The sequence below is a fragment of the Brevundimonas sp. genome, from assembly GCF_044239655.1.
Taxonomy (GTDB): domain Bacteria; phylum Pseudomonadota; class Alphaproteobacteria; order Caulobacterales; family Caulobacteraceae; genus Brevundimonas.
Window position 1 is genome coordinate 1 of record NZ_JBIIAY010000081.1, and the last position, 14285, is coordinate 14285.

The 14285-nt window shown below is 67.7% G+C and carries 17 protein-coding genes; 9 read left to right on the top strand and 8 right to left on the bottom strand.

Features of this window, described 5'->3' with window-relative positions:
* Positions 1–93 precede the first annotated feature (93 nt).
* A complete protein-coding gene (locus tag ACILQR_RS11300) occupies positions 94–897 on the top strand; it encodes an aminotransferase class IV (protein ID WP_395651518.1) in 804 nt (267 codons plus the stop codon).
* Between the two features lies 1 nt (position 898).
* Here the strand turns inward: ACILQR_RS11300 and ACILQR_RS11305 are convergent, their stop codons facing one another.
* The 5 genes from ACILQR_RS11305 to flgB all read right to left on the bottom strand — a co-directional run bounded on the left by ACILQR_RS11305 (position 899) and on the right by flgB (position 3004).
* The gene (locus tag ACILQR_RS11305; RefSeq protein ID WP_395651519.1) at positions 899–1306 is read right to left on the bottom strand and encodes a DUF983 domain-containing protein; all 408 of its coding nucleotides are present in this window, start codon (positions 1304–1306) and stop codon (positions 899–901) included.
* A gap of 73 nt (positions 1307–1379) precedes the next feature.
* Complete coding sequence (locus ACILQR_RS11310; protein WP_395651520.1) at positions 1380–1763, bottom strand: VOC family protein; 384 nt, start codon at positions 1761–1763, stop codon at positions 1380–1382.
* 54 nt (positions 1764–1817) lie between these two features.
* The gene (locus ACILQR_RS11315; protein ID WP_395651521.1) at positions 1818–2117 is read right to left on the bottom strand and encodes a flagellar hook-basal body complex protein FliE; all 300 of its coding nucleotides are present in this window, start codon (positions 2115–2117) and stop codon (positions 1818–1820) included.
* Positions 2118–2127: 10 nt separating this feature from the next.
* On the bottom strand, positions 2128–2556 hold the full coding sequence (gene flgC, locus ACILQR_RS11320) for a flagellar basal body rod protein FlgC (RefSeq protein ID WP_271146650.1): 429 nt from the start codon (positions 2554–2556) through the stop codon (positions 2128–2130).
* A 40-nt stretch (positions 2557–2596) separates the two neighbouring features.
* Positions 2597–3004 carry a flagellar basal body rod protein FlgB gene (flgB, locus tag ACILQR_RS11325; RefSeq protein WP_395651522.1) on the bottom strand — a complete coding sequence of 136 codons (408 nt, stop codon included), beginning with the start codon at positions 3002–3004 and terminating at the stop codon, positions 2597–2599.
* A 141-nt stretch (positions 3005–3145) separates the two neighbouring features.
* Between flgB and ACILQR_RS11330 the strand changes: the two genes are divergently transcribed.
* The 3 genes from ACILQR_RS11330 (at position 3146) to ACILQR_RS11340 (ending at position 4797) form a co-directional block, all read left to right on the top strand.
* Positions 3146–3421 (top strand): FliO/MopB family protein, encoded by a 276-nt coding sequence (locus ACILQR_RS11330; protein ID WP_395651523.1) that lies wholly within the window; start codon positions 3146–3148, stop codon positions 3419–3421.
* A 185-nt stretch (positions 3422–3606) separates the two neighbouring features.
* Positions 3607–4407: a flagellar type III secretion system pore protein FliP gene (gene fliP / locus ACILQR_RS11335; protein ID WP_395651531.1), complete on the top strand. Its 801-nt coding sequence runs from the start codon at positions 3607–3609 to the stop codon at positions 4405–4407.
* A 111-nt stretch (positions 4408–4518) separates the two neighbouring features.
* A complete protein-coding gene (locus ACILQR_RS11340; protein ID WP_271146653.1) occupies positions 4519–4797 on the top strand; it encodes an HU family DNA-binding protein in 279 nt (92 codons plus the stop codon).
* Between the two features lie 44 nt (positions 4798–4841).
* Here the strand turns inward: ACILQR_RS11340 and ACILQR_RS11345 are convergent, their stop codons facing one another.
* A complete protein-coding gene (locus ACILQR_RS11345; protein ID WP_395651524.1) occupies positions 4842–7655 on the bottom strand; it encodes a tetratricopeptide repeat protein in 2814 nt (937 codons plus the stop codon).
* Positions 7656–7800: 145 nt separating this feature from the next.
* On the opposite strand from ACILQR_RS11345, the gene ACILQR_RS11350 reads away from it, so the two are divergent.
* Positions 7801–8175: a hypothetical protein gene (locus tag ACILQR_RS11350; RefSeq protein WP_395651525.1), complete on the top strand. Its 375-nt coding sequence runs from the start codon at positions 7801–7803 to the stop codon at positions 8173–8175.
* A gap of 4 nt (positions 8176–8179) precedes the next feature.
* Here the strand turns inward: ACILQR_RS11350 and ACILQR_RS11355 are convergent, their stop codons facing one another.
* Positions 8180–9328: an acyltransferase family protein gene (locus tag ACILQR_RS11355; RefSeq protein ID WP_395651526.1), complete on the bottom strand. Its 1149-nt coding sequence runs from the start codon at positions 9326–9328 to the stop codon at positions 8180–8182.
* 96 nt (positions 9329–9424) lie between these two features.
* Positions 9425–10015 carry a GTP cyclohydrolase I FolE gene (gene folE, locus ACILQR_RS11360; RefSeq protein WP_395651527.1) on the bottom strand — a complete coding sequence of 197 codons (591 nt, stop codon included), beginning with the start codon at positions 10013–10015 and terminating at the stop codon, positions 9425–9427.
* A gap of 169 nt (positions 10016–10184) precedes the next feature.
* On the opposite strand from folE, the gene ACILQR_RS11365 reads away from it, so the two are divergent.
* From ACILQR_RS11365 to flhB, 4 genes are all read left to right on the top strand, one after another.
* Positions 10185–11900: a hypothetical protein gene (locus ACILQR_RS11365; protein ID WP_395651528.1), complete on the top strand. Its 1716-nt coding sequence runs from the start codon at positions 10185–10187 to the stop codon at positions 11898–11900.
* Positions 11901–12001: 101 nt separating this feature from the next.
* Positions 12002–12265 (top strand): flagellar biosynthesis protein FliQ, encoded by a 264-nt coding sequence (gene fliQ, locus ACILQR_RS11370; protein ID WP_271146659.1) that lies wholly within the window; start codon positions 12002–12004, stop codon positions 12263–12265.
* 9 nt (positions 12266–12274) lie between these two features.
* Positions 12275–13054, top strand: a complete 780-nt coding sequence (gene fliR / locus ACILQR_RS11375) for a flagellar biosynthetic protein FliR (RefSeq protein WP_395651529.1) — start codon at positions 12275–12277, stop codon at positions 13052–13054.
* Positions 13047–14120 (top strand): flagellar biosynthesis protein FlhB, encoded by a 1074-nt coding sequence (gene flhB, locus ACILQR_RS11380; protein WP_395651530.1) that lies wholly within the window; start codon positions 13047–13049, stop codon positions 14118–14120. Before fliR ends, flhB begins: the two co-directional genes overlap by 8 nt.
* The last annotated feature ends 165 nt before the right edge of the window (positions 14121–14285 follow it).

Here is a 14285-nt window from a genome sequence, read left to right on the forward strand (position 1 = left end):
GGTCGAACGCCTGGCGGAAACGCCAGGCGGGGACGTCGATGACTCGAACGGTGACACGGAAGACTGATCCCTCTCCCTCTGGGAGAGGGAAGCATGACGGCGATCTTGATCGACGGCTTCCCCCCCACCGAGGCCGACCTCCACTACCTCGCCCTGGTCAACTACGGGGCCTACACCTCGTTTCGGGTCGAGGACGGCGGTGTGCGCGGGCTGGAGCACCACCTCGGTCGCCTCGACGCCTACGCCGTCGCCCTGTTCGGCGAACCGGTGGGTGAGGGGGCCTTGCGCGCCCATGTCTGCGCGGCGCTGTCGGATCGTCGCGACGCCTGGCTGCGCGTCAGCCTGTTCTCGCCCGAGATATGGTCCCGCACGCCGTCCGCGCGGGTACGGCCCAGGGTGATGACGTCCCTGTCGGCACCGCCTCCGCCGCTGGCCACCAGCGTCCGGCTTCAGGTCCAGACCTATGCGCGCGAAGAGGCCCACATCAAGCACACGGCCATCTATGGCCTCATCCGCGCGCGGCGCCTGGCACGTGAGGCCGGCCTCGACGACGCCCTGTTCGCCGACGCCGACGGTGTCATTTCCGAAGGCAGCAGCTGGAACATCGGCTTCCTGTCGGGCGACACGGTGGTCTGGCCACAGGCGCCGATGCTGGCAGGCGTGACCCAGATCCTGATCGATCGTGGTCTGGCCGGTGTGGGGATGACGTCCGTGACCCGACCGGTTCGCACCGCCGACCTCGACGCCTTCGACGGCGCCTTCCTGTGCAACAGCGCCACGCCAGCCTGTCCGATCACAGCCATCGACGGCCATGCGTTTCAGACCTCGCCCGAGGTGATCGAACGCCTCGCCGCCGCCTGGGCCTCTAACCGGCCCGAGCCGATCCAGGCCCGCTAACTCAGCGCCACTTCGAGCCTTCGCCGTGCTTGCCGATGCTCTGCCATTCGGGCGGGGCGGCCTTGTGGACGTATTGCTCGGACACCAGCCAGCCCTTGAACGGCCTCAGTACCGACAGGCACATCAGGGCCAGTAGCGGAAGGGTCACGACGAAATGCACCCAGATCGGCGGGTGGACCATGAACTCGAACGCCATGAAGGCCATCATCCCGACGACCCCGACCCCCGACATGACGAAGAAGGCCGGCCCGTCCGCCGGGTCTGCGAAACTGAAGTCCAGGTGACAGACCGGGCATTCGTCGCGGATCGTCAGATACCCCTTCAGCAACGGCCCCTTGCCGCAGCGCGGGCAGCGACAGCGGATGCCGGTCGATAGGGTGTTGAGCGGCGGATAGGCGGGTTCTGACATGGGCGTTCCTGACGTCCCGGATGTCGGCCCGCACCAGGCCCGATGCAAGAGACGGCAGTGTCGCAGCGACCCGCTACATCCCTTCGATCAGATGCAGGATGTTGCCGTCGGGATCTTTGAACCACACCAGCTTGATATCCCCCGCCTCGTGGATGTCACCGTTCAGGGTCAGGTCGGGCAGGTCGGGATAGTGTTCGAACGCGACTCCCTTGGCCTTCAGAGCCTCGACGGTCTCGACCATGTCGCCCCTCATATCCCACGTCACGGCATTGGCCCTGTTCGTGCCCGCGAACTCCGAGACATAGACGGTCAGAACAGTTTCGCCCGTTGCGAAGGCCAGCATCTCTTCGCCGGCCCCATCGAGCCGCTTCAGCCCAAGGGTGTCCTCATAGAAGGCACGCGCCCGATCTATGTCGCGCACGGCGACGATGGCGGATGAGTTTCGGTCTCTGAGCATGGCGGTCTCCCTTTCGTTGGGAAACCAGCGTCCGGAGCGGCGATCCCGTTCCCCTTAGATCGGCATCCGCATGATTTCCTGGTAGGCGGAGATGACCTGGTCCCGCACCGCGATCACGGTCTCCAGGCTGGCCTCGGCGCTGGATACGGCGGTGACCACGTCGATCATGTTGTTCTGGCCCGAGATGGCCCCCGTCATCTGGGTTTCCGCCGCGCGGGTCTGCTGGGTCATGTCGCCCATGACGTTCTGCAACAGTTCGCCGAAGCCGGGCGCGCCGGCCGGGGCCGGGCCACCCGTGGGCATCCCCCCGCCCTGGACCGCCTGATAGGCCTTCATCGCCGCCATCGGGTTCATCGGCTATCTCCTATCGCTTCAGGATATCGAGGGTGCGGCTTTCCATCGACCGCGCCGTCTCGATGACGTTCAGATTGGCTTCGTAGGCCCGCTGCGCCTCGCGCATGTCCATGGCCTCGATCAGGGTATCGACATTGGGCCGCATCACATAACCGTCGGCGTTGGCGGCCGGGTGAGCGGGATCGTAGTCCATGCGGAAGTCGCTCTGGTCCGGCCGGACCTCGGCCAGGGCCACGCCCGTCGCCCCATCCATCTCGCGCGCCTGGAACACCGGAATCTGGCGGCGATAGGGGGTTCCGCCGGCGGTCGGAGAGGTCGACTCGGCGTTGGCGATGTTCTCGGCGATCACCCGCATCCGCGACTGCTGGGCGCGCAGGGCCGAGGCCGCGACGGCCATGGCGCTGTTGCGGGGCGGGGCGCCGTTGACGGGATCGCTCATGGTTCAGACCTCAGGCGCCCGGCTTCTTGCCAAAGGGCGCTCATGCGCCCGGCTTCTTCGCCGCCATGCGCAGCATCTGCATGGACTTGGTGTACAGGCCGATGGCGGCGTCATAGGCCATCCGGCTTTCGGCCATCTTGAGCATCTGCTCCTCGACCACGACCGAGTTGCCGTCGAGCGTCGTCTCCGAATCCGGCGTCTTCTCCGACGTGAAGCGGGCGACCGCGCCGTTCGCGGGGACGATATGGGCCGCGCTGGTGCGGGTCATCTGCAAGCCGCCGCCCTGCCGCATCGCCGCCGCGAAATCGGTCGGGGCCTTCAGGTCGCGGGCGACATAGCCGGGGGTGTCGGAGTTGGCGACGTTCTGGGCGACCACGCGCTGGCGCTCGTCCAGCCAGGTCAGGCGGCCCTTGATCTGGCTCAGCAGCGGCAGGTCGGCGTAGCCCATGGGCGACAATCCTTCAGCAGATGGGCAGAAAATGCCGTGTGCATGGTTAACGCCGGGTTATTTCAACGCCCCGTTAACCACGATGGTTAAAGGCTCCGCGCGATCGGCCATCTGTCTGTCCGGCCGCCGGGCCCGTTTCGCATGAACCTTCTCGACCTCGCCCGCGCCATCTTCGGCCTGGCCTTCGTGCTGGGCCTGATCGGCCTGGCCGCCTGGGCCGCGCGCCGCTATGCGCCGCAACTCATGGCCCGCCTTTCGGCCGAGCGCGGCGAGCGGCGGATGAAGGTGATGGAGACCCTGGTTCTCGATCCCGCACGTCGGCTGGTGCTGGTGCGGATCGACGACGAGGAACGGCTGATATTGCTGGGTGAAGGCCGTGAACTGATCGAACCGCGCGGGTCGGGAGAAGCCAAATGAGCGCCCTCTCCCCTCGTGGGAGAGGGAGGCCGCGCACGGCGGCGAAGCCGTCGTCCTGGCGCGGGCGGGTGAGGGGGGCGGTGTCAGCCGGTAGGGGCTTGACCCCTCACCCTTTCGCGCCAGACCGATCGCTGACGCTCTCGGGCGCTCAAGCCCTCTCCCACAAGGGGAGAGGGGTCTTTTGCCTGCCCACCCGCGACGAACTCAAACGCGCCCTTCTCCTTTCCCTCCTGACCACCCTGGTCTGCCTCGTCTGGCCGCTCGCCGCACTGGCCCAGGACGTCGCCGCCGCCAGCCAATCGGGCGCCGCCATCAACGTCGACCTCGGCACCGGGGCGGGCCTGACCGAGCGGGTGGTGCAACTGGTCGGGCTGATGACCGTCCTGTCGCTGGCCCCGTCGATCGTCATCATGACCACCAGCTTCGTGCGGATCATCGTGGTGCTCAGCCTGCTGAGGACCGCCCTGGGCATGCAGCAGTCGCCCCCGAACGCCGTTCTGGTGTCCCTGGCGCTGTTCCTGAGCGCCATCGTCATGGCCCCGACGTGGCAGGACGCCTATGATTCGGGCATCCGTCCCCTGATGGATCAGCAGATGGAATTGCCCCAGGCGTTCGATCTGGCGTCGGAACCTGTGAAGAACTTCATGCTGGCCCAGGTGGGTCGTGACGACCTCGCCCTGTTCACCCGTCTCAGCCAGGTTCCGGCCGACACCCCGGCCGTAGATCTGCCCCTGCGGGTGGTCACTCCGGCCTTCATGATCAGCGAGCTGAAGACGGCCTTCGAAATCGGATTTCTCCTTTTCGTTCCGTTCCTTGTGATCGATCTGGTGGTCTCCAGCGTGCTCATGTCGATGGGTATGATGATGCTGCCGCCAGTGGTGATTTCCCTGCCGTTCAAGCTGATCTTCTTCGTGCTGGTGGACGGCTGGCGACTGGTCGCCGGAAGCCTGGTCGAGAGCTTCCAGAGGGCGTCAGGAGGGGGGTAAAAGCCCGCCACGAGGGCTTTTGCGCCGCAACGAAGCTTGCCAAGCCGCTGAAAAGAGGTTTGATCCCTCGGTCATCGCCCGGAACAGGGCGGTTTTTTTGGAAACGACCATATGACCACTCAAGCTGAACTGATCGCCTCCGTCGCCAAGGACGCCGGTGTCTCGCAGGCCGACGCCGGCCGCGTGCTGGAAGCCATCGTGAAGAACATCCACTCCTCGCTGATCGGCGGCGGCGACGTCCGCATCTCGAACCTGGGCGTGTTCGACACCGCCGCCCGCGCCGAGCGTGAAGGCCGTAACCCCGCCACGGGCGCCACGATCAAGATCGCCGCCTCCAAGGCCGTGCGCTTCCGCGTGTCCAAGCCCCTCAAGGACGCGGTCAACAAGTAAGACCCTCCGCGTCGCTTCGCGACGAGGAACGCGGGCGGGAACGGTCAGCCGTTTCCGCCCGTCTGCTTTCTGAACTCTTCCTTGGCCGAGGCGACCCAGCCCGCGAAGGTGTCGGCCGAGGCCGTCAGCCCGGCAAAGGTCGTGGCACTGGCCACCCCATCCATCCCGTTCAGCGTATCCAGCGCGATCTGCATCGCCGCCCTGGACCGGGCCCGCTCCACGAACGGCTGGAATGCGCGCGACAGCCGACCCAGCGACGCCGCGTCCCGACCCAGCGAATAGCCGATGCCGGCCCGGATCACGCGGCTTTCCTCGGCCGCCGACAGGGGCGTCGCCGTATCCGCCGCCCGACCCGCCAGCCGCGCCTCATAGATCTTCGCCGCCCCGGCCCAGTTCTGCTGCTTCCACAGGATCTCGGCCCGCACGTCCTGGGCCGGGCCGTTGGTGTCGGTCCCCAGGGTCTCCAGCGCGTGGTCGTACCGGCCCAGGTCCATCAGGGCCCGTGCCTCGATCGCACGACGCTCGGTGTTCAATGCGGTCGGCAACAGGGTGGTGCGCGAGCTCCAGATGGCCTGCAACGCCTTCTCGGGCTGGCGATCCATCAGATAGAGAGTCGCCAGGTCCGACGCGACCTGAGCCTTGGCCACCCCCTCCAGCCGCTCGTCGACCTGGTGCTTCAACAGTTCGGCCGCCTGGGGCAGCAGATCGACATCGACCAGCCGCCGCGTCAGCCGCCGAACCATCTCGTCTCCGTCGGCCCCTACGGGCGTCAGGTCGCGGAAGTCATAGAACAGCGCCACCGCCTGCACCGGCTGCAACCCGTCCGCGGCTCCATCCAGGAACAACGCGCGGAAGGCATTGCCCAGATCGGTCTGAAGCTCGGCCGCGCCCGGCAAGTCGCCCAGTTGCTTGCCGGCGCCCCGTAGCACCTCCAGCGCCTCGCGATAGCGCCCCTGCGACAGGTAAAGCTCGCCCAGCGTCCGGATCACCGCCAGTTCGGTCGCATCGCCGCGCCAGCGCCACTTCAGCTGTTCCAGCTCGGCCGCCGCCTGGACCGGCGTCATCAGCCCCTTGGCCAGGGACAGCTTGATGACACCCAGCTTGGCCGGCGTCGCGATCCCGTCCAGCGGTGCCCGTGCCACGGCCTTGTAGACCGCCAGCGCCCGGTCGCTCTCGCCGGTCAGTTCGAACAAACGCGACTGCACCAGCCGTGCCGTCAGCTGATCGGCCGCCGGCGCCCTCTGGCTGAAGCTGTAGGCCAGCAGGGTCCGCGCGGCGTTCAGGTCGCCGAGCTCCAGTGCCGCCTGGGCGTGGGCCGCGCCGAACCGCGCCTTCCAGGCATTGGGGAAGTCGTCGATCACGGCGGCGCCGGCCGCGAAATTCTGGCGGGCCGAGGCCCAGTCGCCGCGCTGGGCATCCAGATATCCCTGCCAGACCCTGGTCGAGGGATCCCCGGCCAGGGCCCCGGCCGAAAAGTCCGCCTCCGCCTCCTCGAACCGTCCGATCGAGGCCCGCGCCGCGCCGCGCAGGCCCCGGATTTCCGGCTCGCCCTGCAGGCTGGGCGTCTTGGCGATGGCGGCGTTCAGAACCCCGATGGCCTCGAACCCCAGTCCCGATCCGATCAGGAACCGGGTGAACTGCAACCGCGCCTCGATCGGCGTGCGGGGGTCGTCGGTCGACTGGATGGTCTCCAGCGACGCCGCGTCCTGGAGCGCGCGATACCGCTTGGCGAACCCGTCGTGCCCCGGATCGGCCCAGGCGGCCAGGATCATGGCGGGGAAGGCGGCCTTCTTCAGCGTGTCTTGCGCCTCCGGGGCCTCGTCGAAGGCCTGGGACGGCGGCGACATCGTCAGGCCGCGCGGCCGGGTCACGGTGACCAGGTCGCCTTCGGTCTTGATGGTCAGGTCGTCGGTCGGCGTCTCGACCGCCAGACCCTGGGCGGTCGGCAACAGGGTGGCGTCGATGGTCCGGCGCAGGGCCCCATTGCCCTTGCCGGGGGCCAGGGCGGTGACGGCCGCGAACCGGTCGCCGACCATGGGATCGGTCAGCCAGATGGCCTTGGTCGCCCCGGCCATCCGCGCCACCAGGGCGGTCGCGGCCTCATCGTCGCGGGTGACCTCGACGGCGGTGGCGGCCGAGGTCGGCGCTCCGCCGATGGTCACGGTCCAGGTCGCGCCCTGGCCCACCGCAGAAACCTGTAGATCGTTGCGCGCCGGGATGCGCACCACCGTATAGTCCGGCCCGGTGGCCCAGCGCGCGGCCCCGGCCGGCCCCATGGCCGCGCCCTTGGGCATCTCCATCCGGGCGGCGGTGTCGAACACGACCCAGACGGCGTCGCCCCGCCGGAACACGGCCGCGCCGACCGGGGCGGTCCATGGGAAGCTCAGCGTGACCTGGTCGTCATGCGCCTCGGCCGCGACCCGCACCAGCGAGCCGGGCGCGACCGTCGGTGCCGGGCCCTGAGCCGCCTTGGCCGCATCGGCATAGAGGTTCAGCCAGACCGCACCGTCGTCGGTGCCCGTGCGAGCGTCGGCTCCGGCGGCCAGGGTCAGGATCAGTTCGGACCCGCCCTGGACAGCGCGGGTCTCGACCTTGGTCACGCCGGGCGGTGGATCGTTCCTCAGGCGGCTGACGTCTGCGGCGGTGGCACCGATGCGCACGATGACGACCTGGCCCTCGCGCCGCACGCGCGACCTCTGGCCGATGACGCCGGCGAACTCGACGCGGGTGAAGTCGCGGTTGGCCCCGACGCGGATGGACAGGGGATCTGAGGGGGCGGCGGCTTCCTGGGCAAAGGCGGGCACCACCGCCGCCGCCATGGGCCCGAGCACGACCGCGCCCATGGCGCCCAGCGCCACGGACGTCCTCGCGATCGACGATCTCGAACGGGGGCGGGCCATTGATCCCGGTTGTGCCGTGCGCGGCCTTTCAACGCGGTTAATGGATCATGGATTGCCCAGCGCCTTTGGCCCGGCCAGTCTGGCCACAAACCGGAGTTCGCCCATGATCCTCGCCGCCCTGTTCCTGGCCCTCGCATCGCAGACGGCACCTGTCCCGACGGCCGCCCCGGCACCCGCTCAGCTCGATGGCACCTGGTCGGTCGATCTCAGCGTCGATCCGGCCCAGCCCTATACGCAGCCCATGAACCTGACCCTGGCGGCGGACGGCACCGTCACCGGCGACTTCTATCAGAGCGCGATCGAGGCCGGGCGCTGGAAGGCCCAGCACGGGCGACTGTGCGTCTCGTTCCGCACCTCGGACGGCGTCGGCCCCTATCACACCGCCGCCTGCCTCGTCGGCGACCACGTCGAGGGTCAGACCTGGGCCGAACAGCGCAACTTCGTCTTCGTCTGGAACGCGACGCGCAACGCGCCCTGAGGGCTCAGCCCTCCAGCGACACCACGGGCCCGACGACCGGAGCGGGACGCCGACGCCGCGACTTCAGCCAGTTCTTGATCCGGTTCTGGATCGGCTGATCGACCAGGAGGTGGAAGCCGAAGGCGACGACGAAGGCCATCACGACCCCCAGCCCCCACAGCCCCCACTGCGCCGCGACGGGCAGGGCCAGTTTCGCGATCATGACGTTGGCCACGCCGAAGAAGGCGATGCGGGTCACCTCATTGGTGATGAACATCGAGAACGAGATCACCGACAGTTTCTCGATCAGCTTCGACGGCCGCGTCACCGGCACGGCCCCGGCCGCCAGGATGATCAGCGAGATCAGGGTCAAGGCGACCAGCGCATGCTTGCCGTGCAGTTCCAGCGCGAAGAAGGCCACGGCTGAGACGATCCCGACGACGGCGGCCAGCTTCGGCGCGATCCAGACCTTCTCGGTAAACACCGCCAGCCCCATCCCGAGGATGAACAGCGGCAGGGCCCGCCAGAAGCCGTACATCATCGGCATCTGATAGACCGGGTATCCGAACAGGGCGTGCGTCGCCTGGTTGGCCAGCAGGTACAGCACGACCACCCCGGCCAGCACCGCCCACGGCCCCATCCGGCGCATCGCCTTCAACAGCCACGGAAACGCCAGATAGCAGCCGACCAGGGCCGAGATCGACCACGACGGCGCGTTCCAGCCCAGCCCGCCATAGACGCCGAACGCCTGGGTCAGGGTCAGTTGTGCCGGCAGCTGGTCCCAGCGGAACCATTCCGGATTGCGCGGCCCGATCCCGGCCGCCGTCGAGGCGACCACCAGCACCACCAGCACCAGTCCCATCAGCAGATGCGCCGGATAGACCCGCAGGAACCGCTTGGCGAAGAAATCCCCCGCCGACATCTTTCCGGCCCCGACCGACGGCCCATAGACCCGCATCAGCACATATCCCGAATCGATCAGGAAGAAGTTGGTCAGCAGGAAACCGCCCCGCTCGAAGATCGGATTGATCAGCTCGGCCAGCGGCACAGGGCCCGCCGCCTGGAAATGGTGCAGGATGATCAGCGAGGCCACAATGAAACGCAGGGCGTCCAGCCACCCGCCGCGAGCGATCGCAGGTGTCTCGTTTCGGGTCGAAATCGCGGTCCAGGCCATCGGATCAGGCTCCTTTGAGCCCCTCGGCGCAAGCAACGGACCATTTGTCGCCTGTCAGGCGTAAATATCCCCGCTACGGACGCCCCCCTCCGGGGCCTATCCCCGCCGTGTCAGGCTCAGGAACTCCTCGCGCGTCCGGTGATCGTCGCGGAAGGCGCCCAGCAGGGTCGAGGTGGTCAGGGTCGCGCCCGGAACGTCGACGCCGCGCAGGGTCATGCAGGAATGCTCGGCCTGGATCACGACGCCCACGCCGGCCGGGCGCAGCACCTCATCGATGGCCGTGGCGATCTCGGCCGTCATCTTCTCCTGGATCTGCAGCCGTCGCGCATAGCCGCGCACCACCCGCGCCAGCTTGGAGATGCCGACGACACGATCGGTCGGCAGATAGGCGACATGGGCCACGCCGACGACCGGCAGCATGTGATGCTCGCAGAAGCTGACGAACCGGATGTCCTTCAGCACCACCATCTGGTCGTAACCGCCGACCTCCTCGAAGGTCCGCTCCAGATAGGCGCGAGGCTCGACCTCATAGCCGGCGAACAGCTCCTTGTAGCTGCGCGTCACCCGCCCGGGCGTGTCGAGCAATCCCTCGCGGTCCGGGTTGTCCCCCGCCCAGCGGATCAGGGTGCGCACGGCGGCCTCGGCCTCGGCGGGGGAAACGGGGGGAAACGCAACGGGATCGGTCATGCAGCGGATATAGCGGCACTGTTCCGAAAAAAGGAGGTCCTGGACACCGCCGTGGCGATATGTCGGCCCCGTGGCGGTGTCGTTCCCTGACGGAAACTGTCAGGTCGCGGGTCGATGTTGCGCCGACTGCGAGATGTGATCTTCTGTCTGTCCAACGGTGGAGGCGACGATGCGCAGATCAATTCTGTTTCTGGCGGCGGCCGCTCTGGCCCTTGTCGTTCCGGAGTTCGCTCAGGCCGAGCAGCCTCCGAGGGGCGCGCGCGGCTGCAAGCTGAGCAATCTCGAAAGCACGTCCGACCCGGCCCGGCACCTGCTTATGCCGGGCGCCGCCGGTATGTTGGTCAGGCTGGAGATCGCGCGCTACGAATGCCAGGGCAGGCATCCCGACGGGCGGCGAGCGCCCTGGTCCGACTACTATTCCCGATACGGTCTGTCCTCCGCCGACGGCACGGTCCTGATCCCGCGCCTCTACGACGCCATGGTGCTCTACTCAGAGACGAGCGCCTTCGTTCAGCGTGAGGACAAGCGCTGGGTTCTTTACCGGTTCGGCCGGGGCGAAGAGCCTGTCCCCGGCGGTCACGTCGAGTTCCAGGGCCTGTTGCCACGTCTGTGGGGTGAACAAGGCTGCAATCCGCCCCGCGGCCAGGCCCCCGTCGTCCCCGCGGCGGCGATCAGCCTTTCGGCCCCGGACGCCAGGGGAAGGCGCGAGGTCGCCGTCTATCTCGGCGACGCCCCGCCACTGCTCTTCACCGACCTCGGCGGTCCCGGAATCGTTCGTCCGGTGGAGAGCCACGGCGACATCCTGATCACCCACTGGGTCGACGAGACCGGGTCTCGCCGCAGCCGCCTCTACAACCGGTCAGGCGAGGCCATTTCCCCCGACCTGGGGCCTGTGGAAAGATGGGCCTCAGACGTGCCGCCGGGCGAACGCGGCCCGGTCTGTTCCTTCTTCCAGGATTTCGGCCTCTATGTCGCCGGCCCGTCGCTGGATACGGACCCGGCGAACCCGGTCTTTGGCCCCCTGCTTTTGCCCATCGACGAGCAGGGACAGCCCGTGGCCCTGCCGCCCGGCGCGATCGGGGTTCTGGCGGTGCCGCGACGGTTCCATGGTGAAAAGCGGCTGCCGGACGCCGGCTGGGGCCGCACCCGCGTCTGGGCCGTCGTCTATCCGACCGCCGACGGCTTCAACTTCACCCTGACGCCGGGCTCGCTGCAGTCGGCGCTGGCGGCCGCCCCGACGGAGCCGCGCTACCGCAACCTGGCGCGTCATGTGTTCCCAAGCACGTTCGACACCATTGAAACCGGCCGTCTGATGTCGGTCGGTCTGAACGAAGACCACTGGCGCGGCCGCATCTACGATCGCTGGGACATCGTGGGCCCACCGGCCGCTGACGCCATGGCGGCCTCCAGCCTGGTCGGAAGCACGGAGCACAGTCTGGACTACGAGGCCCGCAACGCCCGACTGCGGGTCCAGCAGGCCGACAACCAGAGGCGATACGCCGACGCCCTCGCGTCCGGGAACGCCTGTCGTCTGCCGTCCGTCATCGGCGGCGCGGACGACGCGACGATCTTCGCCCACGCCAACGCCTGTCCCCAGAACTATTCGCCGAACGACCGCGAGTGGCTGCGTTGGCGGGGCGCCCCGGCTGTCGTTCTCAGCGGCATCGATCAGGCCCGCGAGGCCGCGCGTCGGGAGGCGGACGCCCAACGGGCCGAGTGGGCCGAACAGGCGCGCAACTACGTCTCGCCATCCCAGCGCGAGGCCATGTGGCGCATCGCCGGGGATGCCTGGATCAAGGGCATTCGGGAGAACGCCGACGCTCAACAGCAGCAGCGCCAGCGGCAGTACCAAGCCGACTGGCAGCGTTCTCAGCGAGCTTACTGACGGGGCGGTGCAGGTTTCCAGCTCTGGGCGGACCGTCCTAACCTCCCGTTAACCACGCTCCCGGCATTTTCTGCCGAGTTTCCCGGAGTGTGAGTTTTCAGATGAACGGCGCGGAAGTTCTGGATGTCGGTCGCGACGCCATCTGGCTGACGGTACAACTATGCGCCCCCATCCTGCTGGTGGGCCTGGTCGTCGGTGTCGGCATCGGTCTGTTTCAGGCCCTGACCCAGATCCAGGAACAGACCCTGATCTATGCGCCCAAGATCATCGCCATCTTCGTGTCCCTGCTGCTGTTCCTGCCGCTGATGGGGGCCCTGCTGGGCGGGTTCATGAGGACGATCGCCGCCCGCATCGCCGGGATGTAGCGACGTCGCATGGAGCCTTACGCCACCGCCGATCAGGTCTGGGCCGGCGGGCTGATCTTCGCGCGCATCGGCGCCATCCTGCTGACCCTGCCGGGCATCGGCGAAAGCTATGTGCCGCCGCGAATCCGCCTGTCGCTGGCGCTCGTGGTGACCCTGGCGCTGTGGCCCATCGTCGCCGGGGGCCTGCCGCCCCTGCCGCAGAGCCTGGGCACCATGGTCGGCTGGATCATCCGCGAGGTCGTCACCGGTCTGATGATCGGCATGCTGCTGCGGATGTTCACCTCGGCCTTGGCGACGGCGGGCGAGATCGTCTCGCTCCAGACCACCCTCAGCTTCGCCCAGACCGCCAACCCGCTCCAGGCCCAGCCCGGCACCACGATCGCATCCTTCCTGATGCTGCTCGGAACGGTGCTGGTCTTCGCCACCAACACCCATCACCTGTTCATTGCCGGACTGGTCGGGTCCTACCAGACCATCGCGCCGATGAAGCCCCTGATCATGGGTGACTTCGCCCAGATGGCGGTCCGCACCGTCGGCGACAGCTTCGCCCTGGGGCTGCAACTCGCCGCGCCGGTGGTGGTGTTTGCCCTGATCTTCAACCTCGCCTCGGGGCTGGTTGCGCGGGTCATGCCGGCCTTCCAGGTCTTCTTCGCCGCCGCCCCGCTCAGCGTCATCCTGGGCCTGTCTATCTTCGCCCTGTCGCTGGGGGTGATGGGCACGGTGTTCATCGATCGGTACCGCGCGGTTGCCCGCGTGTTCGCCGCGGGCGCGGGAGGCGTCGGTGGCTGAAGGTGCCGATCCCGAGTCCAAGACAGAAGAAGCCTCTCCTCAGAAACTCGAGGAGGCGCGAAAGAAGGGCGACGTCGCCAAGTCGCCCGACGTTGCCCAGGCCCTCAGCCTGATGGGCGCCTGCGCCGTCATCGTGTTCGGCGGATCATACTTCGCCACCACCATGGCCGAAGGGTTCCTGCCCTTCATCGCCTCGCCCCACGCCATGATCGGCGGTCTGGACGCGGGCGGTGGCCTGGAGATCGGCATGCATGCCCTCTGGATCGTCGCGCCCTTCCTGGGGGCCGTGATGCTGGCCACCATCATCGGCGGCGTCGGCGGCAATGTGGCCCAGAGCGGCGGTCTGATCTTCAGTGGCGAGAAGATGAAGCCGAAATGGGAGAAGGTCAGTCCCATGGCCGGGTTCAAGCGGATCTATGGTCCCGACGGCCTGATGCAGTTCGGCCAGACCCTGCTCAAGCTCGTCGCCGTCGGCGTGATCTGCTGGATGGTGCTCAAGCCCCATATGCGCGAGTTCGAGATGATGGCCGCCATGAGCCCGGCGACCATCCTGCCCTTGGCGCGCGACATGATGATCGCCCTGATGATGTCGGCCCTTGTCTTCCTGGGCCTGACGGCCAGCGGCGACTTCATCTGGCAGAAGATGCGCTTCGCCAAGCGGATGCGGATGTCCAAGGAAGAGGTCAAGGAAGAGTACAAGAACTCGGAGGGCGACCCGCACGTCAAGGCCAAGCTCAAGCAGATCCGCATGCAGAAAAGCCGCCAGCGGATGATGCAGAACGTGCCCACCGCCACGGTCATCGTCACCAACCCGACCCACTATTCGGTCGCCCTGCGCTACGAGGACGGCGACGCCGCCCCCGTCTGCGTGGCCAAGGGTGTCGACGCCGTCGCCCTGCGCATCCGCGAGGTGGCCCGTGAGCACAAGGTGCCCATCGTCGAGAACGTCCCCCTGGCCCGCGCCCTCTACGCCGCCGTAGACATCGACGAGACCATCCCGCGCGAACATTTCGAAGCCGCCGCCAAGGTCATCGGCTTCGTCATGCAGAAGCGGAAGCGGCGGTAGGGAGTGAGTAGTGCTAGTGAGCGAGGGGTGAGAGCTTGGCAGCCACCGTGCTGCTCGAAGTCGATGTTGATCTTCCCCCGCAAAAGTGGACGGGGTTAAGCCGCTCTGCGTTCGGCCTCGGCGGGGCTGATGTAGCCCAGTGACGAGTGCAGGCGGCGGGGATTG